The following is a 24,752-nucleotide window of genomic DNA, read 5'->3' on the forward strand; positions in this document are numbered from 1 at the left end:
GGCGATCATCCCCTGACGTCGTTGGCGAGAATGGATTCGAGGCCAAAGCAGGCGCGCCGGCTCTGGTTGTGGTTCAGCACGGAGCCGCCGGTCTGCTGCGTGTCGCGGAACCACACCGTGCCGGCGGCGGACGCGCTGGAGCACTCGATGAAGCCGTCCGAGCAGCTGTTCAGCCAGTTCTGGGTGAGCTCCAGCCCCACGCTTTGCGAATAGCCACCGCAGTAAGCCTGGCTGCTCCAGAAGCCGGACACCACGTCGGTGCCGACCACCGCACGGAAGGGCACCGGCAGCGCCGGCCGCCCGCTGGTGCCGAGCAAGTATTGCTGGTTGTAGACGGCCATCCAGCCGACCTGCTGCTGGCGCACCGCGTCGGTCTTGTAGCCGAGCAGCCAGCCCAGCGCGGACTCGAACACGTTGCCTGCGATCACCGCATCAGCCAGCGGCGTGCCGGCGCTGGACGGGGCGAGCGCGTCGACCTTGGCGATGCGGCTGATGATGGCCGGGTAGCGTGCATCCCAGGTCGGGTTGGACAGGATCCAGCGCATCACGTTGCCGCCGTTGGAGTGGGTGATGACGATCAGGCGGTCAATTTGTCGGTTCTGGATGAAGCTGGTGAGCTGGCCGGCCAGGCAGCCGGCGGCGCGGCTGTCCCACATGTACTGGTTGAAATCGCAGTTGACCACCAGCAGGTTGCTGCGGTCGGTCAGGCCGTTGCGCACGCCTTCGACCATGGCGGCCTGCCAGTAGTCGTTGTAGGCGTCGGTCTGGCTGCCGGTGCCGTGCACCAGCGCTACCCCGGTGGTGGCGGCCTGCGCGGTGGCGCAGGCCAGGAGCATTGACAATATCGTCGTCGTGCGTCGCACTTGGGTCTCTCCCCTTGAAGCGGCGAAGCGCCGCGGGTAGAGCCGGCCGCATGCAGCCACAGGTGCGCCAAGCCACCTGTGCTGCAGGCAGGTCGACTACGGGTGATGCCAGCGAGGCATCGTCGGAATGTGCCGTCCGATCCCCCCGGACCGTGCAGCACGGTATGGACTCTAGCAGCGCCATACGACTGCGTCTTGACGCAACCGCACAATGGCAGTGGCGGGCACCACTGCCAAGGTTGCGCGCTGGTCATGGCCGGAATGCACAGGCGAGGCAGGCTGTACCTCGGGCCGTACTAACCGGCTATCACGAGCTCAACGCCGCCGCCGAGCAGCGCGCTTCGAGCGCGACAACACGGTGCGCCGCGCGCGGCCTACCGCGAGGCGCGCGATTCCTGGAAGTGCGACCTGGAAGTCAGCCCCGGTGCGCAACTGGAGCCGTTTTCCTTCCCTGGTGCGCCACCGCGTTCTTCCTGCGCCACCTCGCCTTCGTCGTGGCTGACGGGGAGGCGGCGGCGATCGCGCTGACGGCGCTCGGCGTCGTTTGCGAGCCGATGCGGGTGGACGAGTGCACCGGTCGCCGCTGCGTTTTCTTTGCCGACCCCGATGGCTTGCCGATCGAGCTTTATGAGGCGTAGACGAGATCACGCCACGCGGGCTGGCCGCGTGGCGTGCGGGCCTTGCTCAGGCCCGGTCGCCCCTGATGTCGGGCTGCGCGGGGCGGTCGCTCCACAGATAGCGGTAGATCAGCCCGCCGATGATGCCGCCGATGATCGGTATCACCCAGAAGAACCACAGCTGTTCCACCGCCCAGCCGCCCTGGAAGAAGGCCACGCCAGTCGAGCGCGCCGGGTTCACCGAGGTGTTGGTGACCGGGATGCTGACCAGGTGGATCAGGGTCAGCGCGAGGCCGATCGCGATGCCGGCGAAGCCTACCGGCGCGCTCCGGTGGGTGGCACCCATGATGATGAAGATGAAGAAGCCGGTCATCACGATCTCGCATACCGCGGCTGCAGTCATCGAATAGCCGCCCGGCGAATGCGCGCCGAAGCCGTTCGAGGCGAAGCCGCCACCGACGGGATCGAAGCCCGCCTTGCCCGAGGCGATCACGTACAGCACCGCGCCGGCCACGAGGCCGCCGATCACCTGGGCGACGATGTAGGGGATCACATCCTTCAACGGAAAGCGGCCGCCGGCGGCGAGACCGCAGGTCACGGCCGGGTTGATGTGGCAGCCGGAGATGTGGCCGATGGCGTAGCACATCGTCAGCAGGGTGAGGCCGAAGGCCAGCGCCACGCCGGCGAAGCCGATGCCCAGTTCCGGAAATCCCGCGGCCAGCACGGCGCTGCCGCAACCGCCCAGTACCAGCCAGAACGTGCCGAACAATTCGGCGGCCATGCGTTTGCCCAGGTTCATCGAAGACTCCTCCCGATTGCATGAATGGACGCGAGCGCCGCGATGGTGCGGCGCGGTCTGGATCACTGGCCCACGGCCAGATGGAACGGCGTTTCCTCTCCCCGGAAAACGGCGCCGGGCAGCTGCCCGCAGGATGGCTGGCTCGCCCGCGTGGCCAGGCATCCCGCCGGGCAGCGCGAGCATAGGGGATGCGCATGGCGTCGCGTAGTGCCACGCTGTGCGCTATGTTGCCGAACCCTCCGCATCGGCCACGGTTCCCATGAGCGAAGCCACGACACTGGCCATACCGGAGGCGACCGGCACGGCAGCGCGCCCGCTGGACCGCCGCGACGCCCGCACCCTGCTGCTGTCCGCACTGGGCGGCGCGCTGGAGTTCTACGACTTCGTGGTGTTCGTGTTCTTCGCGATCCCGCTGAGCCACCTGTTTTTTCCGCCCGACACCACACCGTGGCTGGCCCAGCTGCAGGTGTTCGGCATCTTCGCCGTGGGTTACCTGGCGCGGCCACTGGGTGGCATCGTGATGGCGCACTACGGCGACAAGCTGGGGCGCAAGCGGATGTTCACGCTCAGCGTATTCCTGATGGCGGTACCGACCCTGGCCATCGGCTTGTTGCCGGTGTACGCCCAGATCGGCATGCTGGCGCCGCTTTTGCTGCTTTTGCTGCGGGTGGTGCAGGGCATCGCGGTGGGTGGCGAGGTGCCAGGTGCGTGGGTGTTCGTGGCCGAACATGTGCCACCGAAGCGGATCGGCTTGGCCTGCGCCAGCCTCACCTCAGGGCTCACCGCGGGCATCCTGATCGGCTCGCTGGCAGCCGCGGCGATCAACAGCCGCATGACTCCGGCCGAGGTGCTCGAGCATGGCTGGCGGCTGCCATTCCTGGCCGGCGGCGTGTTCGGCTTCGTCGCGGTGTGGCTGCGTCGCTGGCTCAGCGAGACGCCGGTGTTCGAGGCGATGCATGCGCGCAAGGAGCTGGCTTCGGGCTTGCCGCTGCGGCTGGTGTTCGAACGGCACCTGCCCGGCGTGCTGCTGTCGATGCTGGTGACCTGGATGCTCACCGCGGCGATCGTGGTGCTGATCCTGATGACGCCGACGCTGGCGCAGTCGGTGTTCCATGTGGCGCCGGCGCGTGCGTTCCTCGGCAACAGCGTGGCTTCGTTCGCGCTGGCGCTGGGTTGCCTCTTTTACGGCTGGCTGGCCGATCGCATCGGCCATGCGCATGCGCTGCTGGCCGGCGCGATCGGGTTGTTCGCGTGCGGTTACGCGCTGTACATCGACCTGCAGGCCGGTGCCGCGCACTTCGTCGCGTTGTATGCGCTGGCGGGCTTCGCCGTGGGCGTGGTCGGCGTGGTGCCGGCGCTGATGGTGGCGGCGTTCCCGCCGCCGGTGCGTTTTTCCGGCCTGTCGTTCTCGTACAACATCGCCTATGCACTGTTCGGCGGGCTCACGCCGCTGCTGATCGGCTGGCTGCTGAAGCCGTTCGGCGTACTCGCGCCGGCGCACTACGTTGCGTTCACCGCCATGATCGGGATCGCCGTTGCGGCATGGCTGCTGGCCGCGCGGCGGCGCGTGCTGGCTCCTGCCTAGAACTCCAGCTCCTGTGCCGCGCAGAGGTAGTCGACCAGCGGCGCGACGCGCTTGAACGTGGCCACCGTCCACGGCAGCAGTTCCTCCGAGCACGCCAGCGCTTCATCGAACGCGGTGGTGGCGATGAAGTCCTTGCGCTTGAGATCCTCGATCAGCTCGTGGGCGGGGTCGTAGCCGCGCGGCGGGCGCACCAGCGATTCGCCGCCCAATTTCAAATGCTCGCGGAACGCCTTGCTCTGCGTGGCGCGCTTCCACGCGGCCGGGTTGTCGACCAGGAACTCGCGGATGTGTTTCAGCGCATCGGGTTCGGGGTGCCACATGCCGCCGCCGGCGAAGCACTCGCCGGGCTCGATGTGCAGGTAGAAACCGGGCGCCTGAATCTCGTGCCGGCGCTGGTGGAAGAAGCGCGAACCCTGCCACGACTTGTACGGCAGCTTGTTGTTGGAGTAGCGCGTGTCGCGGTAGATGCGGTACAGCGAGCCGCCGTTCTTGCGCGGATCGGCGCGGTAGTGCGGGCTGATCTTCGCCAGCGGCGCCTGCAGGTCGGCGATCAGCTGCAGGAACGGCTCGCGCACGTGGCGCTCGTAGTCGTCCTTGTGCGCGTGGAACCAGTCGCGGTTGTTGTTGCGCTCGACGGCGCGCAGGAAGCGGAAGGTGGCGGGGGTGAAATAGCGTTGGGGCATGGCGGGTTGTCGAAGGACTCGGTAGCGCGGGCAGTGCCCGCCGGATTTTTTCGGGTGCTGGAGAGGCGGGCAGTGCCCGCCCTACGTGGGGGGAATACCGTCGATGCTGGCGGCGAGCTGTTCGCCCCAGGCCTGCAGCTGGTCAAGCAGGGGCAGCTTGTCCTGCGCCTGCGGGGCGTGGCGCAGTTCGGCGAGACGGGCGAAATAGTCGTCGAGGGTGAGCCCGGTCAGCGGCGTGCGGGTAGTCAGGCGTGCGCGGCGGAAGTTCTCCCAGCGCGCGTATTCCTCCGCGTCCAGCGTTTCCGGCCAGTTGCGCGCGCGGTAGCGGAACAGCAACTCCGGATAGCGCGGGTCGCGGAACGGAAAGCTGCGCGTGCCCAGCTCGCGCGGTGGCGTGGCGCGTACCTGCGCCAGCAGGCGCTTGTCGGCATCGGGCAGGAAGCCGCCGCCGTACAGGGCCAGTTCGGGATCTTCCGGCGGCGGTAGTTCGGCTGCACGCTGGAACACGCGGCGCAGCTTCTCGGCGAGCCCGTCGACGGCGTGCAGCACGTCGTGATGGGCCTGGCAACGGGCCAGGTCCAGCTGCAGGCGATCCAGGTCCACCCCTTGCAGCACCGACAGCGGCGCCAGCGCCGGGGCGCGATTGGCGCGCACGGTGCGCAGGGGGATGCGCTCGACGTCCTCGGGCAGGTCGGCGCGCGCGGTGAAGATGCGATCGGCGATCTCGTCTTCGTCCAGCGCCAGCCAGGCGGCGGGATCGGTGGCCAGGTCGTACACGATCACCTCGCCGGGCCGGCTCGGGTGCGCCGCCAGCGGCGCGATCACCGCCAGGCAGTGGCGACTGGCCGGATAGCGCGAGGAAACGTGCACCAGCGGCGTCATGTTCACCACGTCGAGCAGCTCGAACACCTTCTGCTTGCGGCGCAGGGCGTAGTACCAGTCCCACAGCCGTGGCTGGCGCACGCGGATCAGCCGGGCCAGCTCGATCAGCGCACGAACGTCCGACAGCGCATCATGGGCGCGCTCCTGGGTTAGCCCGTTCGCGCTGGCCAGGTGCTCCAGCTTGAAGCTGGGTGAGCCGTCCTCGCGGGTCGGCCAGACGATGCCTTCGGGCCGCAGCGCCTGGCACATGCGCACCAGGTCGATCAGGTCCCAGCGCGAATTGCCGTTCTCCCACTCGCGGCCGTACGGCTCGTGGAAATTGCGGTACAGCATCTGTCGGGTGAATTCGTCGTCAAAGCGCAGCGAGTTGTAGCCCACGCCGCAGGTGCCTGGCGCCGCCAGCTGTTCATGCACGCGGGCGGCGAACTCCGCCTCGCCGAGCCCTTCGCGTTCGGCCTGTTGCGGCGTGATGCCGGTAATCAGGCAGGCGTCGGGATGCGGCGGCATCTCCCGCGACGGCTGGCCGTAGAACATCACCGGCTCGCCGACGATCTCCAGCTCCGGCGTGGTGCGGATGCCGGCGAACTGCAGCGGGCGGTCGCGCCGCGGGTCGGCGCCGGAGGTCTCGTAGTCATGCCAGAAAAAGGTCTGCATCGGGCCATGATCGCATGGCCGAAAGCTGCGCCGGCATGGGGCTGATAAACTTCCTCCCACAAGGAGAGCCCATGAGCCAAGCGCACGAAGACAACCTGATCTGGATCGATCTGGAGATGACCGGCCTCGACACCGACAACGACTCCATCCTGGAGATCGCCACGATCGTCACCGACAAGGAGCTGAACGTGCTGGCCGAAGGGCCGGCCTTCGCGATACGCCACGAAATCGACCGGCTGGAGTCGATGGACAACTGGAACTGCAACCAGCACCACAAGTCGGGCCTGTGGCGGCAGGTGCTGATCTCGGAAACCGATCACGCGATGGCCGAGCAGGCTACGGTGGATTTCCTGCGCACGTGGGTGCCGCCGGGCAAGTCGCCGATGTGCGGCAACTCGATCTGCCAGGACCGTCGCTTCCTGCATCGGCAGATGCCGCGGCTGGAGCGCTATTTCCACTACCGCAACCTGGACGTCTCCACGCTCAAGGAGCTGGCCCGACGCTGGGCGCCGGAGATCGCCAAGAGCGTCGGCAAGGAATCGGCCCATACGGCGCTGTCGGATATCCGCGACTCGATCGCCGAGCTGCGCCATTATCGCCGCTACATGGGCGAGTTGGGCGGCCAGGTCGAAGCCTGAGCGCGGCACCGCTTCCGGATATTGACGAGGTCATGAGCATGTCGAACGATTTGTTGGCGCCGGTGCTGGATTGCGCCGGGCGCCTGTTGAGGCTCGACCGCGCGCGGGTGGTCGGCATCCTCAACGTCACCCCCGATTCGTTTTCCGACGGCGGCATGCACGACAGCTTGGAAGCGGCCGTGGCGCATGGCCTGGCGCTGGCGGAGCAGGGCGCCGACATGATCGACGTCGGCGGCGAATCGACCCGTCCCGGCTCGGCCGACGTGCCGGTCGAGGAAGAACTGCGCCGGGTGCTGCCGGTGATCGAGCAGCTGATTGCGCGCACCACGCTGCCGATCGCGATCGACACCTCCAAGCCCGAGGTGATGCGCGCGGCGGTAGCCGCCGGTGCCGGCATGATCAATGACGTGTACGCGCTGCGCCGCGACGGCGCGATGGCCGCGGCGGCCGAGCTGGGCGTCCCGGTGTGCCTGATGCACATGCAGGGCGAGCCGCGCAGCATGCAGGCCGAGCCGCATTACGACGACGTGGTGGGTGAGGTTCACCGCTTCCTCACCGATCGGCTGTTCGCCTGCGAGCTGGCCGGCATCGACCGGCGCAAGGTGATGGTCGACCCGGGCTTCGGCTTCGGCAAGACGCTGCAGCACAACCTGGCGCTGCTGTGCGCGCTGGAACGTTTCGCCGATCTCGGCAGCGGTGCGTACATCGGGCTGTCGCGCAAGACGATGATCGGCGAGATGACCGGCAGGGCGGTGCCTGCCGAGCGCACCGCCGGTTCCGTGGCAGCCGCGCTGGTAGCCGTTCAGCGCGGTGCGCGCATGGTGCGGGTGCATGACGTGGCCGCAACCGTCGACGCGCTGGCGGTGTGGCAGGCGGTGCATGCGGTCGATGCCGTGCCGCGGCGTGCCGACAAACCCGCCATGCCGCGCTGGCCGGACGACGACTGAGCTGCCGTTTCCCTTTCCCCATCGACCACCCCATCAGGCAGCCCATGACCCAACGCAAGTATTTCGGCACCGACGGTATCCGCGGGCTGGTCGGGCAGTGGCCGATCAGCGCGGATTTCATGCTCAAGCTGGGGCGCGCCGTCGGCAGCGTGCTGGCGCGTGACGGCAGCAAGCGGCCGAAGGTGCTGATCGGCAAGGACACCCGCATCTCCGGCTACATGTTCGAGGCCGCGCTGGAGGCGGGCCTGGTCGCGGCCGGTGCCGACGTGGGCCTGCTCGGACCGATGCCGACCCCGGCGGTGGCCTACTTGACCCGCTCGATGCGCGCACAGACCGGCATCGTGATCAGCGCCTCGCACAACCCGCACCACGACAACGGCATCAAGTTCTTCTCCGCCGACGGGGAGAAGCTGTCCGACGAGGTCGAGCTGGCAATCGAGCAGGAGGTCGACGCCGCGTTCGCCACGGTGGCGTCGGAGCGGCTCGGCAAGGCGCGCCGGATCGACGACGCGGTGGCCCGTTACGCGGAGTACTGCAAGTCCACCGTGGCTGAGGATTTCAGCCTGCACGGGTGGCGGCTGGTAGTGGACTGCGCCCACGGCGCGACCTATCAGGTGGCGCCCAAGGTGTTCAGCGAACTGGGCGCCGAGGTGATTGCCATCGGCGACCGGCCGGACGGCTTCAACATCAACCGCGAGGTCGGCTCGACCCATCCGCAGGCGCTGCAACAGGCGGTGTTGGCGCATGGCGCCGACATCGGCATTGCGTTCGATGGCGACGGCGACCGCGTGCAGCTGGTCGACCGGAACGGCGTGCTCGCCGATGGCGACGACATCCTCTACCTGCTGGCGCGCAGCTGGCATGGGCAGGGGAAACTCCACGGGCCGGTGGTCGGTACCCTGATGAGCAACTATGGCCTGCAACTGGCGCTGACCGGACTCGGCGTACCGCTGCTGCGTGCCAACGTGGGTGACCGCTACGTGCTGCAGCAGTTGAAGGAGCAGGGCGGCGTGCTCGGCGGCGAAACTTCCGGCCACATCCTGTGCCTGGACCGCGCCACCACCGGCGACGGGATCATCGCCGCGCTGGCCGTGTTCGAAGCGCTGGCGCGATCCGGCGAGGATCTGGCCACCGCGCGGCAGGGCCTGCAGAAGATGCCGCAGGTGATGCTGAACGTGCGCGCCGCCGGCGCCCGCGAAGCGCTGGCCAGCGACCAGGTGCAACAGGCCCTGGCCGAAGTGGAACAGGTGCTGCGCGGCCGCGGCCGGGTGGTGCTGAGGGCCTCCGGCACCGAGCCGCTGGTGCGCGTCACCATCGAGGGCGCTGACCCGGCGGAAGTGCAGCAGTTGGCGGAACAGCTCGCCGGAACGGTAAAATCCGCCGCCGAACGCTCGTGAACCTGTAGTTGTACCGGGTCGCCATGGATTGGCCCGACGTGCCCCGCCTCCCGCGGTGGCGGATCGACCGACCGCACGCCAACTTGGTGACTACAGCCATGAAGAAAGTTCCCACCCTCGACATCCGCCGCTATGACACCGACCGCGATGCCTTCGTCGCCGAGATCGGCGCGGCCTACCGCGAATTCGGTTTCTGCTGCATCAGCGGCCACGGCATCGCGCGCGAGCTGATCGACGGCTCGTACGACGCGTTCCGGCGCTTCTTCGCACTGCCCACCGAAACCAAGATGAGGTACCACGTCGCTGGTGCCGGCGGTGCGCGCGGCTACACCCCGTTCAAGGTGGAGACCGCCAAGGACAGCCAGCACGCCGACCTCAAGGAGTTCTGGCACATCGGCCGCGAGATCCCGCGCGACTCGACATTCGCCGACGTGATGCCGCCGAACCTCTGGCCCGTCGAGGTGCCCGACTTCAGGCAATACGGCTACGGCCTGTACCAGGCGCTGGACCAGCTAGGCACCCGCGTGCTGCGCGCGTTGGCCCTGCACATCGGCGAGCCGGAGAATTTCTTCGAGGACAAGACCGACGTCGGCAACTCGATCCTGCGGCCGATCCACTACCCGCCGATCACCGACGAGAACGTGCCGAACGTACGCGCTGGCGCGCACGAGGACATCAACTTCATCACCCTGCTGGTCGGCGCCAGCGCCGAAGGGCTGGAAGTGCTCACCCGCGAGGGCGAGTGGCTGCCGATCACCACCGAGGGCGACGCCATCGTGGTGAACATCGGCGACATGCTGCAGCGGCTCTCCAACCACGTGTTCCCGTCCACCACGCATCGCGTGGTCAACCCGAAGAATGAGAACGCGCGCAAGCCGCGCTATTCGGTGCCGTTCTTCCTGCACCCGAATCCGGACGTGGTGCTGGACCCGCTCGATTCATGCATCACGGCGGACAACCCGCGCCGCTACGACAGCTCGATCACCTCGCACGAATACCTGCTGGAACGCTTGCGCGAGATCAAGCTGATCTGAGCCGGGATACAGGAGGGGCGGGCGAGACTGGGCCGGCAGTCAGGCCATCCAGAAGAACACCGCGGTCATGCGCTTGCTGTCGATCCCGTCCAGACCCCAGTACGCGCTGGCGCTGTGAATCAGGTTGGCCTTGTAGACCAGCAGGCGGTTGCAGCGGTGCCCCACGCGCACGTCCTCGACGAAGGCGTTGGGCTGCACGAAGCGGTTGCCCAGCGCCTCGGCCAGGTTGCGGTGCGGCGGCAGCACGATGTTGCCGCCGAGCTGGCCGCCGGGCATGCGCTGGCGGAAGAAGCTGGTGCCGCAGTGTTCGGGCACGTCGGGGTTGAGGTACAGCACGGCGGCGTAACGGCACAGATTCGATGAATCGGTGTGCGGCTTGACCGCTCCCTCCACCGCGCCGACCACCTGCACGCAGTTGTGGCTGAGTCGGGTTCCCGCTTCGGCCTGCTCGACCCACAGCTTCTTCGTGCCGGTGAGCTGGCATACCCTTGCTTCCAGCGCCGCCAGTTCCTCATCCAGCAACGCAGGCATGGCGCGCATTCCCGGCCAGACTTCGCCGGTGTACGGATAACCCATTTCCCAGTCGGACCGGGCCAGGCAACGCGCGCGCACGTCGCCGACATTCGGCAGCACGTCGTCTGCCACCCAGTAGTCGCGACCCTCGACCGGCTTGCGGTAGGGCAATGGGCGCATCTGGGTCGGAAACAAGGACATGGGAATCGGTGGCCGTGGCGAGGTCGTGGCTGGTGGCGGGAGGTTTTTTGCGGTGCGCCTAGACCTGGGTGTTCCGGTAGCGCTTCGATTCGCGCGCCGAAAGCCGCAGGGCCAGCCGGTCCGGCAGCAGCTGCACCAGCGTCTTGATGGCGCGGTTGACCCTGCCCGGGATATACACGGCGTCGCCGCGCTCGACCGCCGCGATGCCCTGGCGCACCACGTCTTCCGCACTCAGCCACATGAAGCCGGGTAGCCGGTTCATCTTGTCGCGGGTACCGGTGACGTCGTGGAATTCCGACCAGGTGAAACCCGGGCACAGCGCGCACACGTGCACTCCGGCCGCGTGGTTCTCCAGCGCCAGCGACTGCGAGAGTTTGATCAGGTAAGCCTTGCTGGCTGCATACAAAGTGTGGCCGGCCGGGCCGGGTACGTGTCCGGCCAGCGAGGCGACATTGATGATGCGGCCGTGGCCACGCTGGCGCATGCCGGGCAGCAACCGCCAGGCCAGTTCGGTCGGCGCGGTTAGCAGCACCTGCAGGAAATCTGCATGGGTGGCCCAGTCATTCGCGACGAAGGTACCGGGCACACCGTAGCCGGCATTGTTGACCAGCCAGTCCACCGGCAGGCCACGCTGGTCGAGTTCATCGCACAGCGTCCGTGGCGCAGCTGGATCGGCCAGGTCATGCGGCAGCACGGTGACCTGGATCGCATGCCGCTCGCGAAGCTCGGCAGCGAGGGTCTCCAGCCGGTCGACGCGGCGCGCGGTCAGCACCAGCTGATGGCCGAGTGCGGCGAGTTGCCGGGCAAACGCGGCGCCGATGCCGGAGGAAGCGCCGGTGATCAGGCTGAGCGGGCGAGCGACAGTCATGCGCGGTTCCTTCGGGTGGGCCGTCATTCTTGACCACACCGGCGAATCGGCGCCAGTGGTCCGCCGATTTGCCGATCCCGGGGACCCTCGGTAAGCTTGCCGTTTGACCGCAGCGGAAGCAGCCCATGCGCAAGAAACTCATCGCCGGCAACTGGAAAATGCATTGCAGCCGTTCGATGGCCAAGCCGCTGGTGGACGACATTGCCGCCTGCGCGCCCGACGGCATCGACGTGGTGGTGCTTCCGCCGTTTCCCTATGTGGCTGAACTGGCAAGGCAGCACGCCGGCTCCCGCGTGGGTATCGGCGCGCAGGACGTCAGCGAGCACGAAGGGCAGGGTGCGTATACCGGCGAAGTCTCCGCCGCCATGCTGGCGGACGTCGGCGTGCAATGGGTGCTGGTCGGCCATTCCGAGCGGCGCCAGTACCACGGCGAGAGCGACGAGCTGGTGGCGCGCAAGTTCGCCGCGGCCCGCGCCGGCGGCCTGACGCCGATCCTTTGCGTGGGCGAAACCCTGGCGCAGCGCGAGGCCAGCGAAACCGAGGCGGTCATCACGCGGCAACTGCAGGCGGTGCTGGCACTCAACGGCGTGGCCAGCTTCGACACTGCGGTAATCGCCTATGAACCCGTGTGGGCGATCGGCACCGGATGTACCGCCAGCCCGCAACAGGCGCAGCAGGTGCACGCCTTCATTCGTAGCCAACTGGAAAAAGAAGATGTTATGATTGCCCGTCTGACCCGACTGATTTACGGCGGCAGCGTCAAGGCGGCCAATGCCGCGGAATTGTTCGCGCAGGCGGACGTGGATGGAGGACTGATCGGCGGGGCCTCCCTGGCTGCATCGGATTTCCTTGGAATCTGCGCTGCGGCGCATCAGGCGCCACAGGCTCAATAGAAACCTTATGTTCGTCATTTTCAGCGTGTTCTACATCCTGATCGCCGCGGCGATGATCGTGCTGATCCTGCTGCAGAACGGTGCCGGTGCGGATGCCGGCTCGGGTTTCGGCGGCGGCGCTTCGGCCACGGTGTTTGGCGCGCGCGGCTCGTCCACGTTCCTGACCCGTGCCACCGGCGTTCTGGCTGGCCTGTTTTTTCTGCTCAGCCTCGGCATGGGCATCTACCTGCACGGCAACGGTGCGCCGCACACCAACACGCAAGACCTGGGTGTGATGGGGTCACTCGCCGACAAGCCTGCCGCCGGCAAGACGACGCCGGCCAAGCCGGCAGCTGGCACGGAAGTGCCGTCGGCGGTTCCCGCGGCAACCAACAATGCCGTTCCGGCCGCACAGCCGGCGGCAACTCCTGCCCCGCCCAAGAGTCAGGGCGAGGTACCGGCAGCCACCGAGCCGCCGGCGAAGCACTGAGCAACACACCTGCCCAGGTGGCGGAACTGGTAGACGCACTACCTTGAGGTGGTAGCGACGCAAGTCGTAGGGGTTCGAGTCCCCTCTTGGGCACCAATACAGTAAAAGCGGGTGGATACGCCTGCGGTACAAATGGCCCTTGAAGTCGCACGGTTGTGCGGTTTCAGGGGCTTTTCTTTTGGGCATGATTCGACAAGTCATGACGCATTGCCCTAGTCTGTTTCCCCACGAATTACGCAGCGTGGGGAGTTTATGGCCAGTATCAGCAGGATCGGCAAGCGGTGGCGGGCGCAGGTGTTCGTTCGTGGGGTTCGGGCATCGAAGATCCATGACACGAAGGCGCAGGCGTCGGCCTGGGCGCTGGAGCAGCAGGCCGAGCTGGCCGGCGACAGGCTGCCGGACAAGACGTTCGGCCAAGCCCTGGAACGGTACGCTGACGAGGTGGCGCCGTTGCACAAGGGCGAGACATGGGAGGTCCGCCGGCTGACCGCCATGGGCCGGCACAAGCTGGCTGACAAGCGCCTTGCACTGATCCTGGGCGCCGACATCGCGAGCTGGCGGGATGACCGCCTGAAATCGGTGTCCCCTGCCTCGGTGCTGCGCGAAATGAAGCTGATGCGGTCGGTGTTCGAGAGCTGCCGGCGCGACTTCGGCTGGCTGCGCGATAACCCGATGAAGGATGTAACCAGGCCGACGGCGCCGGCCAGCCGCAAGCGGCGGATTACCGCCAACGAGGTCGAGCGACTTCGGCTGGCGTTCGGACTGGGCGACCAACTTGCCGCGGAGACGGCGACGCAGCGGGTCGGCTTGGCGTTCCTACTGGGTTTGGAGACCGCGATGCGGGCCGGAGAGATGCTGGGCCTGCACTGGCGGGACGTGGAGCTGGAAGCGCGCTACGTGCGGCTTCCGCGTACGAAGAACGGCGACGCGCGGGAGGTGGCGCTGTCGCCGATGGCTGTGGAGATACTGCGATTGCTGCCGGTGGGCGATGGGCCAGTGTTCGACCTGGATGAACAGTCACGCGATGCACTGTTCCGCAAGATCCGCGACCGTGCCGCGCTGGCTGATCTGCACTTCCACGACAGCCGCGCAGAGGCGATCTGGCGGCTGTCGAAGAAGCTGGATGTGCTGCAGCTGGCGCGGATGATCGGGCATCGCGACCTGAAAAGCTTGATGATCTACTACGACGAAAGCGCCAGCGAGCTGGCTAAGCGGCTCGCGTAGCGGCGTGGCGGTAGTTGTCGGCCCACTGCTCGACTTCGGATTTTTTCCAGGCCTTGACCTTGCCCAGTGGCAGTGCCTTTGGGAAGTTCGGCTTGCAGGCGATGGTTTCGAGAAACGTGCGGCGCGTGATGCCACCGAGGTAGGCGGCGCAGGCATCGGCGGATAACCAGCGATCGCCGGCAACCAGCGCGGCGATGAGGGCAACGGCGTCGGGGCCGGTCGGCTGTTCAGTGTTCATGCTTTCTGCGCCTCCACGCGCTTGAACTCGACCACCCACACCCACGGGTTGACGTTCCAGCTGCCGGAGCCATTGATTGACTCCCACAGGTCGCGGAAAGCGAGTCGAGGATCTTCGTGTGTCACCGCCGCCTGCTCGACAGCATCAGCCCAAGTCACCGGGGTTGCGCTGTAAGAGTCGCGGTAGCCGGAGCCTATTTGCACTGTGTGGATACCTTCGGCGATCGCATCGTCCTCGCTGATCGCCTGCAACCGCTCCACGCGCACGCCGGTCACTTCCAGCGTGATGCGGCTGGCCGTACGTGGCATATGGATGGATGGGGACCAGCCAACTTTGCCAGCATGCTTTGCGTCAGCTCGATAAATCACACGATCCGGTGGCGCATTTGTGCCGAGCGGTGTGTCGAACTCATACCCAAATGCCTCACGCACCCACAGCCGATCGCCTGGCTGGCCGTATGGGCAAGGGATTCGCCCTCCCGCGCTATCGGCGCTCTTCAGCGCTTCGCCGGCCACCGCATGGACGAAATGCACGCCTTTGGCGATCCGCCGCGTCACCGTCTTGCGGCCCTCGAGGATGGCGCGCACCATCGGCGCGGAGAACAGAATAGGGAGCTCACGCATGGCTGATTACCGGGATATAAGGGTGCTGGTGCGCGACGGGCGCCACCGTGGCGTCGAATACGTGATAACCGTCTGGGTCCGCGCGGACGGTGCCAAATTCAGCCTGGAAGAGGTCGCCATTGCGGGCTTGCCGAAGATGAAGATCACTGCTGGGGCTATCTACGATTCCGCCGACGACGCATTCGCTGCGGGCCACAATCAGGCGCGATCGGTCATTGATTAGCAGTGCCTGGCGGATCATGCGGCGATCCGTTCCGGCATCTGCACCGGGTCGAGGTTGGCGCGGGCGATCGCGCAGAGGGGCGGCGGGCTGACGCTGTTGCCGACCATGCGGACGCTGGCGCTGATGGACAGCTTGCGGCCGTCGGCGGTGGTGTCGATGATGTAGTCGGGCGGGAAGCCCTGGGCGCGGAACAGTTCCTCACGGCGCAGCATGCGCAGGCCGATGTCCACGATCACGTAGGGCGTGCCCTGCACCAGCACGGTCACCAGCGCCAGGCGGTCGCGGGTGGTGATGGTGTCGACGGGTTCGCGCAGATCCAGCGCCTGACCGTTGCCGTAGTAGTTGACCAGGAATGCCGCCACGCGCAGCGCGCCGGCTTCGTGCTCGGGCGACAGCGAAGCAAGGTCAGCGGTCACCAGACGCTGCTGACTGCCGGTGCCGCAGATGGTCGGCGCTGGCTTGCGTAGGTCGTGGCCGTCGCCGTTGTAGTAGCCGCCGTTGGCCTGTTCGAGGAACGCGGTGATGACGCCCATGGCGTGGGCCGCGCCAGCGGGGCGAGCGGCACCGGCGCCACTGGTGATGGTTGGCATGGGCTGGTCGACAGCTGAGCCTTGGCTGTCCCCGCGAAACTTGATCAGGTGCGCGGCAGCCAATGCGAAGTGTTCGCCCTTCACCTGTGCGCAGATGGTGCGCAGCGGCTCGCCGGCGGGCATGGTGCGCTGGTTGGATGCGTTGGCGTGCTCGGTGACCAGTGGCGCGATGGTTGCGGTGGCGAGGCAGGCATCGGCCTTGCTGGTGATCGTCTGCATCGGCTGGGATACCGGCCGCTCGGCGGTCTGCCCCATGCGCCCGCCGCAGCCGACAATGAACGGCTCGGCGGCGTCGATCACGTACCGCTTCACGCCCTTGGCGATGCGGCGCATGGTGGCGTCGGCTAGCGGTTTCTTGCGGGTGAAGATAGACGGGCATGGGATGGTGAAGTCGATGCAGTCGGCGGCGGTTACCAGGGGCAGCAGGCCGGGTGCTTTGCCGTGCGTGGGTGCGGGCCACACGATGGGGTCACCGTCGCGGCGGGCGATCAGGAACAGGCGCTTGCGGCTGGTGCCGGCGCCGTAGTCGCTGGCGATCAGCTTGCGCCACTCCACCACGTAGCCCAGCCCGCGCAGCGCAGCGACAAACTGGCCCCACGTGCGGCCGGCGTGGCGCTTGTCGGGCACCAGCGCCTGCTGCCACACGCTCACCTGCTCGCCTGGCTCGGCCACGCTTCCGTCCAGTTTGATCACGCGGCCGGTGGTCTTGCAGCGCTTGGCGATCAGCGGACCCCACGACAGGATCTGCTCGACGTTCTCCAGGCTGATGATGCGCGGCGCGTTGCCGGTGCGGGCCAGCGAGCCGGCCCACTTGAGCACCACCCAGCTCAGCGATCGCGTGGCGCGCGAGCGCGGCTGGCCGCCCTTGGCCTGGCTGAAGTGTGTGCAGTCCGGAGAGGCATGGAACCAGCCGACCGGGCGCAGCCCGACTTCGCGGCGTGGATCCGCGATCCAGGTGTCTTCGCGCTTGTGGACGGTGAACGGGTGGTTTGCCGCATGCAGGCCCACGGCGAGCTCGTCGTGGTTGTAGGCGAGATCGGGGTCACGGCCCAGCGCCTGCTTGAGCGCTTCGCTGGCACCGCCGCCGCCGGCGAACAGATCCACCACGATTTCGCCTGGGCGAAGCGCGCTCACCAATGCCTTGCGGGGGAAGTTGAAGCCGGATTGCTGCGCGCCATCAGCCATGATGAAAAAGCCTCTGCAGCAGCTTGGGTTTCGCGGGGCCCTGGATGAGCACGAGCTGTGTGGCCGGCGGCGAACGCAGTTCGAACTGGAACACCTTCTGGCCGCTCAGCGCGGCTTGAATGAGGTCAGGTAGGCGCGCATACAGGTCGCGCGGCATGGTCGCGTAGTCGATGCAATGAAGCGGACGCAGCACGGCATAGGCTTCGGGGTCCGGCGTGATGTCCAGCATCTTGGCGATCTGGTCGATAGTGCAGATGCTGAAATGCCCCTGGCTCATCATCTTGTTGAGCGCGGTAATTGCCACCTGTTGCTTGATGTCATCCATGGGAAACCCTCAAGGTGATACGCCGGCCTTCGATGCGGTGGTCGAAGCGACGCTTGATATCGGTGAGCGCGATGCAGGGATGGCGATCGCGGAACATCTGCTGCAGGCGGTGGCTGTCGGCGCGGGCGAAGTGGCCGCAGTAGCTGGCCCAGGTGGAGCTGAGCTGGCGGAAGTCGGCCGGGGTGCAACGCACGCCGGTGGGCGTGTGGTGGGTGCGGTGCCAGGTGGCCAGCGCGGTGCCGGCGTGCTGCACGACGCGGCGGCGCACGCGGGTGTGCGTGGGGTAGGTGACGTAGCCGAGGAAGTCGATGCCGTCGGTGAGCGGGCGCAGACGGATATCGGCTTTCAGTTCCAGCTTGAGTGTGTCGCGCAGGAACGTGGTGATCTGGCCCAGCCACTGCTGCAGTTGCTCGCGGCTGTGGTGAACGAGCACGAAGTCATCGACGTAGCGCAGGTAGCGCGGCGCGCGCAGGGTGTGTTTAACGAACTGGTCGAGCGCGTCGAGGTAGACGTTGGCGAAGAACTGCGACGACAGGTTGCCGACGGGAAGGCCGCAGCCCGGGGCGGCGTTCTCCAGCCGCTTGTGGGCTGGTACGCGGGCGCGCTCGGCGGCTGTGGAGCGGTGCACCACGCCCTGGTGTTCGACGGACTGGCGCAGCAGGGCATGGGTGACCCGCTGGACGGTGAGCGACACGCCGCGGCGCTGCATGCGCTGCTTGAGCATGCGGTAGAGGGTGGGGCGGTGCACGCTGTTGAAGAAGTTGCGGATGTCGAGCTGCAGGTACCAGCCGCCGCCTTGGCCGCTATGCACCTGGCGCACCATGGTGCGCAGCGCGGTGACAGCCGCATGGGTGCCTTTGCCGGTGCGGTTGGCGTAGCTGTGGTCGATGAAGCCCGGTTCAAAGATGGCTTCGAGCTGCGGCACCAACCAGTGGTGCACGATGCGGTCGGCGAAGTCGGGCGCGTGGATCTGCCGCGCCTTGGGTTTGGTCGCGATGAAACAGGTGGTGGCGCGGGGCTGCCACTGGCCGGCGTTGATCTGCTGTTGCAGGTCGAGTAGGCCGTCGATCCACTGCGACTCGAACTGCAGCTGGTTCTGGCTGGGCACCTTCTGGCGCCGGGCGCGTTGCCAGGCGCGGTGGAGGTCGCGGAAGCTGACCTCGCTTTGTGGTGCACCCTGATACTCACCGGACGCCGGCGACGACACCGACCGCACCGCCCGCACCCGCCCGTTGTTGTTCTGGTGGTTGTAGTTGGCGTTGCCGTTGTTGAAGTTGACGTTCCACGCGTAGTCCGAGGGGGACGACGCTATCCCGCGCGCTTGCGACCCTTCCGCACGGCCCATGGTGGGTTGGCACGGTTTCGTCATGGCTTGACCCCGGCTGGGGTGGCACGGGAACTCAGTATCTGGTCACGCTGGCCGGCGATTCGATGCGGGCCATTCTGGACATTGGGATGCAACTGGCGATGCCAGCCGCCCGTCTGCCGGCCAAGGTCGGCGGCGAGTCGGGCGAGCTGTTCGAACTGGCGGAAGCTGGCGAAGGCGCGGATGCGGCTGCCGAGTTGCATGGACAGCTTGAGATCGTCCACCGCCCACACCAGTTGCCCGACCCATTCCGCCTGACGTGCTCGATCGCGCCAAGCGCGGTGCGCGAGGCGTGCCACTTTCATGGCCAGGGCGCGCAGATCGGCGCCGAAGCTGTACTTGTGGAAGCGCGCGAACCGCCGCACGGCCTGCTCGATATCCACAAGCAGGCGTTCGGCGAGTTTCACGATGGGCGGGAGGGAAAAGGACATGGTGGGTTACTCAGCCAAAAGGCCGATTACTGACCGGACGCCGGCGACGACACCGACCGCACCGCCCGCACCCGCCCGTCGTCGGGCTGGCGGTCGTAGTCGGCGCCGCCGCTGCTGAAGTCGACGCCCCACGCGCAGACCGAGGGGGACGACGCTAGCGGCGTGGACGTCCAGTACCAGTCGCTTTCGCAGTCGAACTGGGTGGTGTCGATGGCGGGGTTGCTGCGGGTGTCGTCGACCAGCGTGAGCAGTTCGGCGCGGGTAGGCAGGCGCCAGTCGGTGTAGCCGCCCAGGCGCACGGCTTCGGCCGCCGCCTTGGCTTCGGCCCACGTCTTGCCTTTCGCGGTGGTGGCTTTGGACCACATGAGGCCGGTGGACTGGTCGATGATGGTGCCTGCAGGCGCTTCGATTGGCGTTGCATGGCCGGCACAACGGGCGCTCGCGAACTGTTCGACGCTACTCAACAAAACACCAGGCGACGGCACATGCATGTGCACGGTGTCGATGTGGATGACGGTGACTGGATTCACGGGGTTACTCCCTGTCGGTTGGCTTTGCGCAGCAGACGCCGGCGCTGGATTTCGGTGCGCTGCGTGGCGCGGGTGATGGCGGCGCTGGCCGCCTCGAGTTCGTGCAGCACACCGAGGTCGGCGCGGGCGGCGCGGGCATTGATGAGTGCGACATTCAGCTGGGTGAGGCTGGTGGTGGCGTCGGTGGCGGCCTTGCCCAGCAAGGTCAGTCGGCGCTGGATCTGTTCGGGTGTGTGGGTGGTCATCGGGCACGCTGCTTTTTGGTGAGGGCGACCAGGCGGTCGCGGCAAGGCACGCAGATGCGCCGGCCGCGCCAGCGGACCTGTTCGGCCTTGGTGTAGTGGGCGCCGCTTTGGCAGAACCACTCGCCGGTGACGCGTTGCAGGGCTTCGGCCTGGCGGCGCGCTTCGAGCGTGGTGGCGTTGGGCTGCTTGCTCATGCGTCGGCCTGGCGCATGGCGATGACGGGCGGAGCGCAGCCGCCGGCGTCGACGCTTTCCAGTTCGCGGTTGAGCACGGCGAGGAAGTCGCGCTCGGCTTGCTCGTAGTCCTCCCGGGCCGTCGGCGCGGGCAGCAGTTCGGCGGCCTGGTCGCACAGGCTGCGGAGCCCCGCGTCGTCGGTGAACTCGTAGGCGCCGCCGATGAAGATGCCGATGCGGCCGTCGGGCAGGCGCGTCACCTGCGGCTTGCTGGGGCGGTTGGCGAAGGGTGCGGGGGTGCTCATGCGGACATGGCCTCCATCTGTGCTTCGCGCATGTGACGGCTGGCCTGCGCGGTGCGCGCTTCCTGCAGGTCGTTGACGATGTCGCCGGTGGCGAGCGGGAACGGCGCGCCCTTCGGCTTGCCGTAGAGGCGCACGATGTTGTCGCGGAAGTGGCGCCGCACGGCGGCGGCGCGTGGGTGGTGGGTGAGTGCCAGGTACACGCAACCGTCGTCATCGAGCCAGCACAGGTAACGCTGGCCATCGGATGCCAGGCGCAGGCGATAGCACGCGCTGACGGCGAGGATCTGCAGGTTGCCGGCGATGTGGCCGATGGGGCGGAGGGGTGCCATCTTGGCGATCTCAGCAGCCGCGGTATGTGCTGGAAGGCGTGTCGCGCTGTGGGCCGCCGGTGTTGTGCGCGCTGACTTCGATGCCGCCCTCGATCACTTCCAACTGCTGATGGTCGAAATAAACGCCGTCCTCTTTCTTGTTGTCGCGTACGGGCGGCACAACGCAGTACTGCACGCAGCCGTTGAGGTATTCGACGCGGGCCACGGTGATGCCTTCGAAACCGCTGACGATGCAGCGGACTTTGTTGCCGAGCTTGATCATGGTGTTGTCCTACGCGGGTTGGATTAGCCGACGCCGCCGAAGCGGCGCCGGTGGTGGTTACGGGGTGAAGGTGCCGAGAGTCAGCGAGCTGGCCGTGCCGAGCCGGGCTTCGAGGCGGGCGAGGAAGTCGCGGGCGATGTCTTCGCTGAGCTGCTCGGCCTGCTGGATGCGCAGGGTGAGGCTGAGCTTGTCGCCGCCGGTGTTGACGCCCAGGCGCAGGCGGAACGTGCGCTCCTGCAGGCCCTCGTAGGGCACGGCCTTGAACTCGAAGCCGCTGGGCAGGGTGAGCGTGCTGCGGGCGTCGACGCTTTCCATGGCGCTGCGGGTGGCGCCGAAGTCGCGCTCGACGTGCTGGACCTTGCGCGCCTGTTCGACGGTGATGTCGCGCACGGCGGCCAGGGCGGCGGCGATGGCGTTATCTTTCGGCTGGCCGTCGATCAGCACGGTGATGTTGTCGCGCCAATCCTCGATGAAGTCGTGCAGGGTGCGCTGGTCCAACGTGCGCTGGTTGGTAGCGGCCAGAAGTGCGGCGTACGCGGCGGTGGGCTTGAGCTTGAGCGCGGCCGTGTTGTCGCCGTGGCCGGGGTGTTCGTGGTCGCCGAGGTTGAAGTACGCGGTGGCGGTGACGTTGTCCGGGTCGACGAAGCTGGCGGCCGGGGTGCGCGGCGCATTGCCGTCCACCGTGGACACGACGTAATCGGCGAAGGCGGTGAGGTTCTGGGTGGCGAACTTGCCGCGGTAGCGGCTGCGGCCTTCCTGCAGGTGTTCGATGCTGATCAGCTTCTGGCCGCCGTCGTCGGACGTGAGGATGATGGCGGGGGTGTTGGCGTCGATGCGGTTGGCGGCCGCGGCTTCGATCGCAAGCTGGCCGATGGAGTGAATGGCGGAACTGTCCATGGTGTGGGTCTCGGTGGTGGTGAATGGGTGGCAGTGGCAGGGCTGGCTACCTGCATCCGTGAGGAAGGCGAGAGGCGGTTCCTGTGTCGCTGGCGTTGTCCGCGCGCGGGTAGGCCATAAGCAACCCGCAACAGGGTCGACCCTCTCGGCACGCCGGTTCATCCCGGCCGCACTGCCGTAGGGTTTACGCGGCGGAACCGGTGGCAGCATCCGCGCCGGCCGTGAACAGCTCGGTCTGCGTTTCGGGGAACAGGCTCAGCACGCCGCCCACACCGACATGCAGCGGCGTGCTGGTGGTGGCCTCTTCCATCGCCTTGCCCTTCGCGGTCGGGCGGGCGTACTTGATCTGGTGCTTGCACAGCACCTGGCTGCTGTCGCCCTGGCGCTCGATGTCGAGCGTGATGGTGACCTTGCCTTTCTTGCCGGTGGTGACCACGCCGAGGGCGGTGTCGCGCAGCGCGGCGCTGAGGCGCTCGACGAATACGCCGGCGTCGAGGTCGTTGAACAGGGCGGTGATATCGGTGGTCTTGCTCACTGCGTGTACTCCGTGTTGTGCGGCAAGGCCGCGGGACGAGAGGGGACAGAACAGCGCCCGGCGGGGCCGCGGGGGAGACGGCTTGGACGTGTCAGGGGTTGCACGGCCGGGCGCTGATCTGTGCTGCGTGAGGGCCGACGCAGCGGCGGAGGTGACATGGCCAAAAGGCCGATTACTGACCGGACGCCGGCGACGACACCGACCGCACCGCCCGCACCCGCCCGACGCTGCCCTGGAGGTCGCAGTGGGCGCTGCCGAGGTAGAAGGAGACGAGCCACGCGTAGTCCGAGGGGGACGACGCATAAACGGTGCTGGACCAGTACCAGCCGCCCTTGCATGAGGGAAACGCCGCCGTGTCGATCGCCGGCGAAATGCGGCTGTGATCGGCGATGCCGAACAGTTCCTGCAGCGTCGGCAGGCGCCAGTCGGTGAAGCCGGCGAAGGCTTTCGCGTTGAGGTCGTCGATGAGCGTCGGCGCGTTGGCGAACGTGGCGGTGCCGACGTCTTTGGCCGTCCACATCAGGCCGGTGCGCTGGTCGATGACGGCGGCATGCGCTTTCGCGTTGACGCGGGCGGGTTTGCCGGCGGCGGTGATCTTGGTGAAGTGGGTCATGACGGATCCTGTTCGGTGGCGTCGATGGCGCTGTTGCGCAGCAGTGACGCGGTGGAGTCACGCCAGCGTTCCGCGCAGCGCGGTGCCGGCACATCGGGTTCAGTGAAACGCGGGTCGCCGTGCAGCTCGGCCAGCAAGGCCTGGCTGCCGTCGATGTCGGGCATCCAGCTGGTCATGGGTGCCACCAGCCGAGTAGTTGGGCGACCAGGTGAAGGTCGTACGCGCCGACGATCACGGCGGCGATCACCCACAACCAGCGGCCGTCGTGGATGCGCCACAAGCGGGTGCAAAGGTGATCCAGCCAGGTGGGCGTGGCCGGAGTGATCTGCACCAGGCGCAGGTGGTTGGCGCGTGGGCGCCAGCGCGCCTGGGCGCGTTGTAGGGCGGAGCGCTGGCGGAAGGTGTGGACGCTCATGCCGCACCATCCGGCGACATCGGTGCCTTCTGCTGCTGCTTGAATGCCCACAACCGCTCGGCACTCGTGATCGCCTTGTCGCTGTCGGGGTAGAGGTTGACGGTGCGGGTGAGTATCGAGCCATCGGCGGCGACGATCAGCCCGCGCCAACCGCCGGCTTCGTGTTTGGCCTGGGCGATGATGACGGTCATGACAGCGCCTCGACGGCGTTCAGCGTTACCCGGCTCTGCGGTACCGCGGGCGTGTCGGTGATGGGCTCCAGTTCCAGCTTGTCGGGCGTGGGGATGGTGGCGAGCACCGCGGCGATCTCCGCATCTTCGGCGAGGCGGCGCATGGCGCTGAAGGTCATGTTGTTCATGGCGTCATCTGCAGCTGGCGTGCGGCGGCGAAGGCGTTCTCGCTGTGGTAGGCGGCGAATTTGCGCAGGCCGGCGGCGATACCGGATGGGTTGATTTCGTTGTCGTCGGCGAACTGCGCGAGGCGCATGCAGTCCTCGCACTCGTGACCGGCATGGGCGATCACGGAGCGGTAGATTTCGCGCCGGCTGGCTTTGCGGGCGGCGCCCATCACGCTACCTTCCGGCGCCGCGAGACGCGCAGCGGCAGGGCCAGTTGGGCATAGTCCATGCCCCACTCGGCTTCGGCGGCGGTGATGGTGTCGTGCTTGGCGGTGCGCGCGCCGCAGCCGCAGTTCAGGCTGTGGCGGTGGCTGATGACGGTGAACAACACCGGCTCGCGACTACTGCGACCGCTGGTGCGGATGTGGCGCGGCTCGGCGCCGCACTGCCGGCAGCGCGTGAAGCGGCCGGCGGGGTGGGAAACGACGCGTTCGATCATGGTGCCCTCCTGTGCCGTGTGATCGGCTCGGGAGGTGACTTTAGGTCAAGCCTAAATCTATTGCAATAGGTCGGACCTAATTCTTTTCAGGCTGACCGTAAGGCGAGCCCGAGGCGCATGGCGCGCGGCTTCGATTTTGCGGCGGCATATTGCACACTGGGATCAACGTGCAAGGGGAGCGATATGGATGACGTGACGTTGTGGTTTACGGCCAGCATCGGCGTGGGCGCCTTGATCGGCGCCCTGGTCGGCTTGTCGAAGCACCGCTTGCTTGCCGGTGCGGTTTGGGGCGCGATCCTTGGGCCTGTCGGTTGGCTGATCGTTGCGATTGGCCCGGACGAGGCACAGCGACGCGCGAAACGGT

At 67.2% G+C, this 24,752-nt stretch carries 36 protein-coding genes, 1 tRNA gene and 1 pseudogene; 11 read left to right on the plus strand and 27 right to left on the minus strand.

Annotated features, from left to right (window positions below):
• Window positions 1-5: 5 nt before the first annotated feature.
• On the minus strand, window positions 6-863 hold the full coding sequence (locus UUA_RS08795) for a hypothetical protein (protein WP_039953742.1): 858 nt from the start codon (window positions 861-863) through the stop codon (window positions 6-8).
• A gap of 306 nt (window positions 864-1,169) precedes the next feature.
• On the opposite strand from UUA_RS08795, the pseudogene UUA_RS19980 reads away from it, so the two are divergent.
• Window positions 1,170-1,501, plus strand: a pseudogene (locus UUA_RS19980) (VOC family protein).
• Window positions 1,502-1,547: 46 nt separating this feature from the next.
• On the opposite strand, the gene aqpZ reads toward UUA_RS19980, so the two are convergent.
• Window positions 1,548-2,279, minus strand: a complete 732-nt coding sequence (gene aqpZ / locus UUA_RS08805) for an aquaporin Z (RefSeq protein WP_008436074.1) — start codon at window positions 2,277-2,279, stop codon at window positions 1,548-1,550.
• Window positions 2,280-2,538: 259 nt separating this feature from the next.
• Between aqpZ and UUA_RS08810 the strand changes: the two genes are divergently transcribed.
• On the plus strand, window positions 2,539-3,864 hold the full coding sequence (locus tag UUA_RS08810) for an MFS transporter (RefSeq protein WP_008436077.1): 1,326 nt from the start codon (window positions 2,539-2,541) through the stop codon (window positions 3,862-3,864).
• Here the strand turns inward: UUA_RS08810 and UUA_RS08815 are convergent.
• Window positions 3,861-4,547, minus strand: a complete 687-nt coding sequence (locus tag UUA_RS08815) for a DUF2461 domain-containing protein (RefSeq protein ID WP_008436078.1) — start codon at window positions 4,545-4,547, stop codon at window positions 3,861-3,863. The two genes, UUA_RS08810 and UUA_RS08815, sit on opposite strands and share 4 nt — an antisense overlap.
• Window positions 4,548-4,628: 81 nt before the next feature.
• Window positions 4,629-6,083, minus strand: a complete 1,455-nt coding sequence (sbcB, locus tag UUA_RS08820) for an exodeoxyribonuclease I (RefSeq protein ID WP_008436079.1) — start codon at window positions 6,081-6,083, stop codon at window positions 4,629-4,631.
• A 71-nt stretch (window positions 6,084-6,154) separates the two neighbouring features.
• On the opposite strand from sbcB, the gene orn reads away from it, so the two are divergent.
• The 4 genes from orn (at window position 6,155) to UUA_RS08840 (ending at window position 10,099) form a co-directional block, all read left to right on the plus strand.
• Window positions 6,155-6,721 carry an oligoribonuclease gene (orn, locus tag UUA_RS08825; RefSeq protein WP_008436081.1) on the plus strand — a complete coding sequence of 189 codons (567 nt, stop codon included), beginning with the start codon at window positions 6,155-6,157 and terminating at the stop codon, window positions 6,719-6,721.
• 32 nt (window positions 6,722-6,753) lie between these two features.
• Window positions 6,754-7,668, plus strand: coding sequence for a dihydropteroate synthase (folP, locus tag UUA_RS08830; RefSeq protein ID WP_008436082.1), 915 nt, complete (start codon window positions 6,754-6,756; stop codon window positions 7,666-7,668).
• 44 nt (window positions 7,669-7,712) lie between these two features.
• Window positions 7,713-9,065 carry a phosphoglucosamine mutase gene (glmM, locus tag UUA_RS08835; RefSeq protein WP_008436084.1) on the plus strand — a complete coding sequence of 451 codons (1,353 nt, stop codon included), beginning with the start codon at window positions 7,713-7,715 and terminating at the stop codon, window positions 9,063-9,065.
• A gap of 98 nt (window positions 9,066-9,163) precedes the next feature.
• Complete coding sequence (locus UUA_RS08840) at window positions 9,164-10,099, plus strand: isopenicillin N synthase family dioxygenase (protein WP_008436086.1); 936 nt, start codon at window positions 9,164-9,166, stop codon at window positions 10,097-10,099.
• A gap of 39 nt (window positions 10,100-10,138) precedes the next feature.
• Here UUA_RS08840 and UUA_RS08845 read toward each other — a convergent pair whose 3' ends face one another.
• A complete protein-coding gene (locus UUA_RS08845; protein ID WP_008436088.1) occupies window positions 10,139-10,813 on the minus strand; it encodes a DUF6445 family protein in 675 nt (224 codons plus the stop codon).
• Window positions 10,814-10,871: 58 nt separating this feature from the next.
• Window positions 10,872-11,681: an SDR family NAD(P)-dependent oxidoreductase gene (locus tag UUA_RS08850; protein WP_008436090.1), complete on the minus strand. Its 810-nt coding sequence runs from the start codon at window positions 11,679-11,681 to the stop codon at window positions 10,872-10,874.
• Between the two features lie 125 nt (window positions 11,682-11,806).
• On the opposite strand from UUA_RS08850, the gene tpiA reads away from it, so the two are divergent.
• From tpiA to UUA_RS08870, 4 genes are all read left to right on the plus strand, one after another.
• On the plus strand, window positions 11,807-12,574 hold the full coding sequence (gene tpiA / locus UUA_RS08855; protein ID WP_008436091.1) for a triose-phosphate isomerase: 768 nt from the start codon (window positions 11,807-11,809) through the stop codon (window positions 12,572-12,574).
• A gap of 7 nt (window positions 12,575-12,581) precedes the next feature.
• Window positions 12,582-13,043 (plus strand): preprotein translocase subunit SecG, encoded by a 462-nt coding sequence (gene secG / locus UUA_RS08860; protein ID WP_008436092.1) that lies wholly within the window; start codon window positions 12,582-12,584, stop codon window positions 13,041-13,043.
• Window positions 13,044-13,054: 11 nt separating this feature from the next.
• Window positions 13,055-13,139: transfer RNA gene (locus UUA_RS08865), tRNA-Leu, on the plus strand.
• Window positions 13,140-13,295: 156 nt separating this feature from the next.
• Window positions 13,296-14,267 carry a tyrosine-type recombinase/integrase gene (locus tag UUA_RS08870; protein ID WP_008436093.1) on the plus strand — a complete coding sequence of 324 codons (972 nt, stop codon included), beginning with the start codon at window positions 13,296-13,298 and terminating at the stop codon, window positions 14,265-14,267.
• Here the strand turns inward: UUA_RS08870 and UUA_RS08875 are convergent.
• Both UUA_RS08875 and UUA_RS18825 read right to left on the minus strand, forming a co-directional pair.
• Window positions 14,251-14,505, minus strand: a complete 255-nt coding sequence (locus UUA_RS08875) for a helix-turn-helix transcriptional regulator (protein WP_008436094.1) — start codon at window positions 14,503-14,505, stop codon at window positions 14,251-14,253. The two genes, UUA_RS08870 and UUA_RS08875, sit on opposite strands and share 17 nt — an antisense overlap.
• Window positions 14,502-15,128: a hypothetical protein gene (locus tag UUA_RS18825; RefSeq protein ID WP_008436095.1), complete on the minus strand. Its 627-nt coding sequence runs from the start codon at window positions 15,126-15,128 to the stop codon at window positions 14,502-14,504. Before UUA_RS18825 ends, UUA_RS08875 begins: the two co-directional genes overlap by 4 nt.
• Between UUA_RS18825 and UUA_RS08885 the strand changes: the two genes are divergently transcribed.
• Entirely contained in the window at window positions 15,127-15,351 is a 225-nt protein-coding gene (locus UUA_RS08885) for a hypothetical protein (RefSeq protein WP_008436097.1), read from the plus strand. The genes UUA_RS18825 and UUA_RS08885 overlap by 2 nt on opposite strands.
• Window positions 15,352-15,365: 14 nt before the next feature.
• Here UUA_RS08885 and UUA_RS08890 read toward each other — a convergent pair whose 3' ends face one another.
• The 19 genes from UUA_RS08890 to UUA_RS08975 form a co-directional block, all read right to left on the minus strand.
• Entirely contained in the window at window positions 15,366-17,126 is a 1,761-nt protein-coding gene (locus tag UUA_RS08890) for a DNA cytosine methyltransferase (RefSeq protein WP_008436098.1), read from the minus strand.
• Window positions 17,119-17,451 (minus strand): hypothetical protein, encoded by a 333-nt coding sequence (locus UUA_RS08895; RefSeq protein WP_008436099.1) that lies wholly within the window; start codon window positions 17,449-17,451, stop codon window positions 17,119-17,121. The genes UUA_RS08890 and UUA_RS08895 overlap by 8 nt, the downstream gene beginning before the upstream one ends.
• On the minus strand, window positions 17,444-18,820 hold the full coding sequence (locus UUA_RS08900; protein ID WP_155943253.1) for a reverse transcriptase domain-containing protein: 1,377 nt from the start codon (window positions 18,818-18,820) through the stop codon (window positions 17,444-17,446). Before UUA_RS08900 ends, UUA_RS08895 begins: the two co-directional genes overlap by 8 nt.
• Window positions 18,817-19,248: a four helix bundle protein gene (locus tag UUA_RS08905; protein WP_008436101.1), complete on the minus strand. Its 432-nt coding sequence runs from the start codon at window positions 19,246-19,248 to the stop codon at window positions 18,817-18,819. Before UUA_RS08905 ends, UUA_RS08900 begins: the two co-directional genes overlap by 4 nt.
• A 26-nt stretch (window positions 19,249-19,274) precedes the next feature.
• Window positions 19,275-19,778 carry an Lcl C-terminal domain-containing protein gene (locus UUA_RS08910; RefSeq protein WP_008436102.1) on the minus strand — a complete coding sequence of 168 codons (504 nt, stop codon included), beginning with the start codon at window positions 19,776-19,778 and terminating at the stop codon, window positions 19,275-19,277.
• Window positions 19,775-20,023: a hypothetical protein gene (locus UUA_RS08915; protein ID WP_008436103.1), complete on the minus strand. Its 249-nt coding sequence runs from the start codon at window positions 20,021-20,023 to the stop codon at window positions 19,775-19,777. The genes UUA_RS08910 and UUA_RS08915 overlap by 4 nt, the downstream gene beginning before the upstream one ends.
• A complete protein-coding gene (locus UUA_RS08920) occupies window positions 20,020-20,217 on the minus strand; it encodes a hypothetical protein (RefSeq protein WP_008436104.1) in 198 nt (65 codons plus the stop codon). Before UUA_RS08920 ends, UUA_RS08915 begins: the two co-directional genes overlap by 4 nt.
• The gene (locus UUA_RS08925; protein ID WP_008436106.1) at window positions 20,214-20,501 is read right to left on the minus strand and encodes a hypothetical protein; all 288 of its coding nucleotides are present in this window, start codon (window positions 20,499-20,501) and stop codon (window positions 20,214-20,216) included. Before UUA_RS08925 ends, UUA_RS08920 begins: the two co-directional genes overlap by 4 nt.
• Window positions 20,498-20,830, minus strand: coding sequence for a GTP 3',8-cyclase MoaA family protein (locus tag UUA_RS08930; protein ID WP_008436107.1), 333 nt, complete (start codon window positions 20,828-20,830; stop codon window positions 20,498-20,500). Before UUA_RS08930 ends, UUA_RS08925 begins: the two co-directional genes overlap by 4 nt.
• 10 nt (window positions 20,831-20,840) lie before the next feature.
• A complete protein-coding gene (locus UUA_RS08935; protein WP_008436108.1) occupies window positions 20,841-21,092 on the minus strand; it encodes a hypothetical protein in 252 nt (83 codons plus the stop codon).
• Between the two features lie 57 nt (window positions 21,093-21,149).
• The gene (locus UUA_RS08940) at window positions 21,150-21,989 is read right to left on the minus strand and encodes a DUF2303 family protein (protein ID WP_008436109.1); all 840 of its coding nucleotides are present in this window, start codon (window positions 21,987-21,989) and stop codon (window positions 21,150-21,152) included.
• 184 nt (window positions 21,990-22,173) lie between these two features.
• A complete protein-coding gene (locus UUA_RS08945) occupies window positions 22,174-22,524 on the minus strand; it encodes a hypothetical protein (RefSeq protein WP_008436110.1) in 351 nt (116 codons plus the stop codon).
• A gap of 172 nt (window positions 22,525-22,696) precedes the next feature.
• A complete protein-coding gene (locus UUA_RS18535; protein WP_008436111.1) occupies window positions 22,697-23,137 on the minus strand; it encodes an Lcl C-terminal domain-containing protein in 441 nt (146 codons plus the stop codon).
• Complete coding sequence (locus tag UUA_RS08955) at window positions 23,134-23,313, minus strand: hypothetical protein (protein WP_039953745.1); 180 nt, start codon at window positions 23,311-23,313, stop codon at window positions 23,134-23,136. Before UUA_RS08955 ends, UUA_RS18535 begins: the two co-directional genes overlap by 4 nt.
• Window positions 23,310-23,552 (minus strand): hypothetical protein, encoded by a 243-nt coding sequence (locus UUA_RS08960; RefSeq protein WP_008436112.1) that lies wholly within the window; start codon window positions 23,550-23,552, stop codon window positions 23,310-23,312. The genes UUA_RS08955 and UUA_RS08960 overlap by 4 nt, the downstream gene beginning before the upstream one ends.
• A complete protein-coding gene (locus tag UUA_RS08965; protein ID WP_008436113.1) occupies window positions 23,549-23,743 on the minus strand; it encodes a hypothetical protein in 195 nt (64 codons plus the stop codon). The genes UUA_RS08960 and UUA_RS08965 overlap by 4 nt, the downstream gene beginning before the upstream one ends.
• The gene (locus UUA_RS19325) at window positions 23,740-23,910 is read right to left on the minus strand and encodes a hypothetical protein (protein ID WP_155943254.1); all 171 of its coding nucleotides are present in this window, start codon (window positions 23,908-23,910) and stop codon (window positions 23,740-23,742) included. The genes UUA_RS08965 and UUA_RS19325 overlap by 4 nt, the downstream gene beginning before the upstream one ends.
• The gene (locus tag UUA_RS08970) at window positions 23,907-24,119 is read right to left on the minus strand and encodes a hypothetical protein (RefSeq protein WP_008436114.1); all 213 of its coding nucleotides are present in this window, start codon (window positions 24,117-24,119) and stop codon (window positions 23,907-23,909) included. Before UUA_RS08970 ends, UUA_RS19325 begins: the two co-directional genes overlap by 4 nt.
• Window positions 24,119-24,388 carry a hypothetical protein gene (locus UUA_RS08975; protein WP_008436116.1) on the minus strand — a complete coding sequence of 90 codons (270 nt, stop codon included), beginning with the start codon at window positions 24,386-24,388 and terminating at the stop codon, window positions 24,119-24,121. The genes UUA_RS08970 and UUA_RS08975 overlap by 1 nt, the downstream gene beginning before the upstream one ends.
• Window positions 24,389-24,752 lie beyond the last annotated feature (364 nt).

Origin of the sequence: Rhodanobacter thiooxydans LCS2, assembly GCF_000264375.1 — a bacterium.
GTDB classification, from domain to species: domain Bacteria; phylum Pseudomonadota; class Gammaproteobacteria; order Xanthomonadales; family Rhodanobacteraceae; genus Rhodanobacter; species Rhodanobacter thiooxydans.

Excerpts from the sequence above, each read along its gene's own strand:
- UUA_RS08845 (WP_008436088.1), bottom strand. The coding sequence starts at position 10,813 with ATGTCCTTGTTTCCGACCCAGATGCGCCCATTGCCCTACCGCAAGCCG.
- UUA_RS08925 (WP_008436106.1), bottom strand. The coding sequence starts at position 20,501 with ATGAGCACCCCCGCACCCTTCGCCAACCGCCCCAGCAAGCCGCAGGTG.
- UUA_RS08885 (WP_008436097.1), top strand. The coding sequence starts at position 15,127 with ATGGCTGATTACCGGGATATAAGGGTGCTGGTGCGCGACGGGCGCCAC.
- UUA_RS08895 (WP_008436099.1), bottom strand. The coding sequence starts at position 17,451 with ATGGATGACATCAAGCAACAGGTGGCAATTACCGCGCTCAACAAGATG.
- UUA_RS08975 (WP_008436116.1), bottom strand. The coding sequence starts at position 24,388 with ATGATCGAACGCGTCGTTTCCCACCCCGCCGGCCGCTTCACGCGCTGC.
- tpiA (WP_008436091.1), top strand. The coding sequence starts at position 11,807 with ATGCGCAAGAAACTCATCGCCGGCAACTGGAAAATGCATTGCAGCCGT.
- UUA_RS08815 (WP_008436078.1), bottom strand. The coding sequence starts at position 4,547 with ATGCCCCAACGCTATTTCACCCCCGCCACCTTCCGCTTCCTGCGCGCC.
- UUA_RS08920 (WP_008436104.1), bottom strand. The coding sequence starts at position 20,217 with ATGAGCAAGCAGCCCAACGCCACCACGCTCGAAGCGCGCCGCCAGGCC.
- UUA_RS08970 (WP_008436114.1), bottom strand. The coding sequence starts at position 24,119 with ATGGGCGCCGCCCGCAAAGCCAGCCGGCGCGAAATCTACCGCTCCGTG.
- UUA_RS18535 (WP_008436111.1), bottom strand. The coding sequence starts at position 23,137 with ATGACCCACTTCACCAAGATCACCGCCGCCGGCAAACCCGCCCGCGTC.
- UUA_RS08840 (WP_008436086.1), top strand. The coding sequence starts at position 9,164 with ATGAAGAAAGTTCCCACCCTCGACATCCGCCGCTATGACACCGACCGC.
- orn (WP_008436081.1), top strand. The coding sequence starts at position 6,155 with ATGAGCCAAGCGCACGAAGACAACCTGATCTGGATCGATCTGGAGATG.
- UUA_RS08955 (WP_039953745.1), bottom strand. The coding sequence starts at position 23,313 with ATGACCAGCTGGATGCCCGACATCGACGGCAGCCAGGCCTTGCTGGCC.
- secG (WP_008436092.1), top strand. The coding sequence starts at position 12,582 with ATGTTCGTCATTTTCAGCGTGTTCTACATCCTGATCGCCGCGGCGATG.
- UUA_RS08960 (WP_008436112.1), bottom strand. The coding sequence starts at position 23,552 with ATGAGCGTCCACACCTTCCGCCAGCGCTCCGCCCTACAACGCGCCCAG.
- UUA_RS08905 (WP_008436101.1), bottom strand. The coding sequence starts at position 19,248 with ATGTCCTTTTCCCTCCCGCCCATCGTGAAACTCGCCGAACGCCTGCTT.
- sbcB (WP_008436079.1), bottom strand. The coding sequence starts at position 6,083 with ATGCAGACCTTTTTCTGGCATGACTACGAGACCTCCGGCGCCGACCCG.
- UUA_RS19325 (WP_155943254.1), bottom strand. The coding sequence starts at position 23,910 with ATGAACAACATGACCTTCAGCGCCATGCGCCGCCTCGCCGAAGATGCG.
- UUA_RS08810 (WP_008436077.1), top strand. The coding sequence starts at position 2,539 with ATGAGCGAAGCCACGACACTGGCCATACCGGAGGCGACCGGCACGGCA.
- UUA_RS08965 (WP_008436113.1), bottom strand. The coding sequence starts at position 23,743 with ATGACCGTCATCATCGCCCAGGCCAAACACGAAGCCGGCGGTTGGCGC.
- glmM (WP_008436084.1), top strand. The coding sequence starts at position 7,713 with ATGACCCAACGCAAGTATTTCGGCACCGACGGTATCCGCGGGCTGGTC.
- UUA_RS08870 (WP_008436093.1), top strand. The coding sequence starts at position 13,296 with ATGGCCAGTATCAGCAGGATCGGCAAGCGGTGGCGGGCGCAGGTGTTC.
- UUA_RS18825 (WP_008436095.1), bottom strand. The coding sequence starts at position 15,128 with ATGCGTGAGCTCCCTATTCTGTTCTCCGCGCCGATGGTGCGCGCCATC.
- UUA_RS08930 (WP_008436107.1), bottom strand. The coding sequence starts at position 20,830 with ATGGCACCCCTCCGCCCCATCGGCCACATCGCCGGCAACCTGCAGATC.
- UUA_RS08875 (WP_008436094.1), bottom strand. The coding sequence starts at position 14,505 with ATGAACACTGAACAGCCGACCGGCCCCGACGCCGTTGCCCTCATCGCC.
- UUA_RS08890 (WP_008436098.1), bottom strand. The coding sequence starts at position 17,126 with ATGGCTGATGGCGCGCAGCAATCCGGCTTCAACTTCCCCCGCAAGGCA.
- UUA_RS08900 (WP_155943253.1), bottom strand. The coding sequence starts at position 18,820 with ATGACGAAACCGTGCCAACCCACCATGGGCCGTGCGGAAGGGTCGCAA.
- UUA_RS08915 (WP_008436103.1), bottom strand. The coding sequence starts at position 20,023 with ATGACCACCCACACACCCGAACAGATCCAGCGCCGACTGACCTTGCTG.
- folP (WP_008436082.1), top strand. The coding sequence starts at position 6,754 with ATGAGCATGTCGAACGATTTGTTGGCGCCGGTGCTGGATTGCGCCGGG.
- UUA_RS08940 (WP_008436109.1), bottom strand. The coding sequence starts at position 21,989 with ATGGACAGTTCCGCCATTCACTCCATCGGCCAGCTTGCGATCGAAGCC.
- UUA_RS08935 (WP_008436108.1), bottom strand. The coding sequence starts at position 21,092 with ATGATCAAGCTCGGCAACAAAGTCCGCTGCATCGTCAGCGGTTTCGAA.
- aqpZ (WP_008436074.1), bottom strand. The coding sequence starts at position 2,279 with ATGAACCTGGGCAAACGCATGGCCGCCGAATTGTTCGGCACGTTCTGG.
- UUA_RS08850 (WP_008436090.1), bottom strand. The coding sequence starts at position 11,681 with ATGACTGTCGCTCGCCCGCTCAGCCTGATCACCGGCGCTTCCTCCGGC.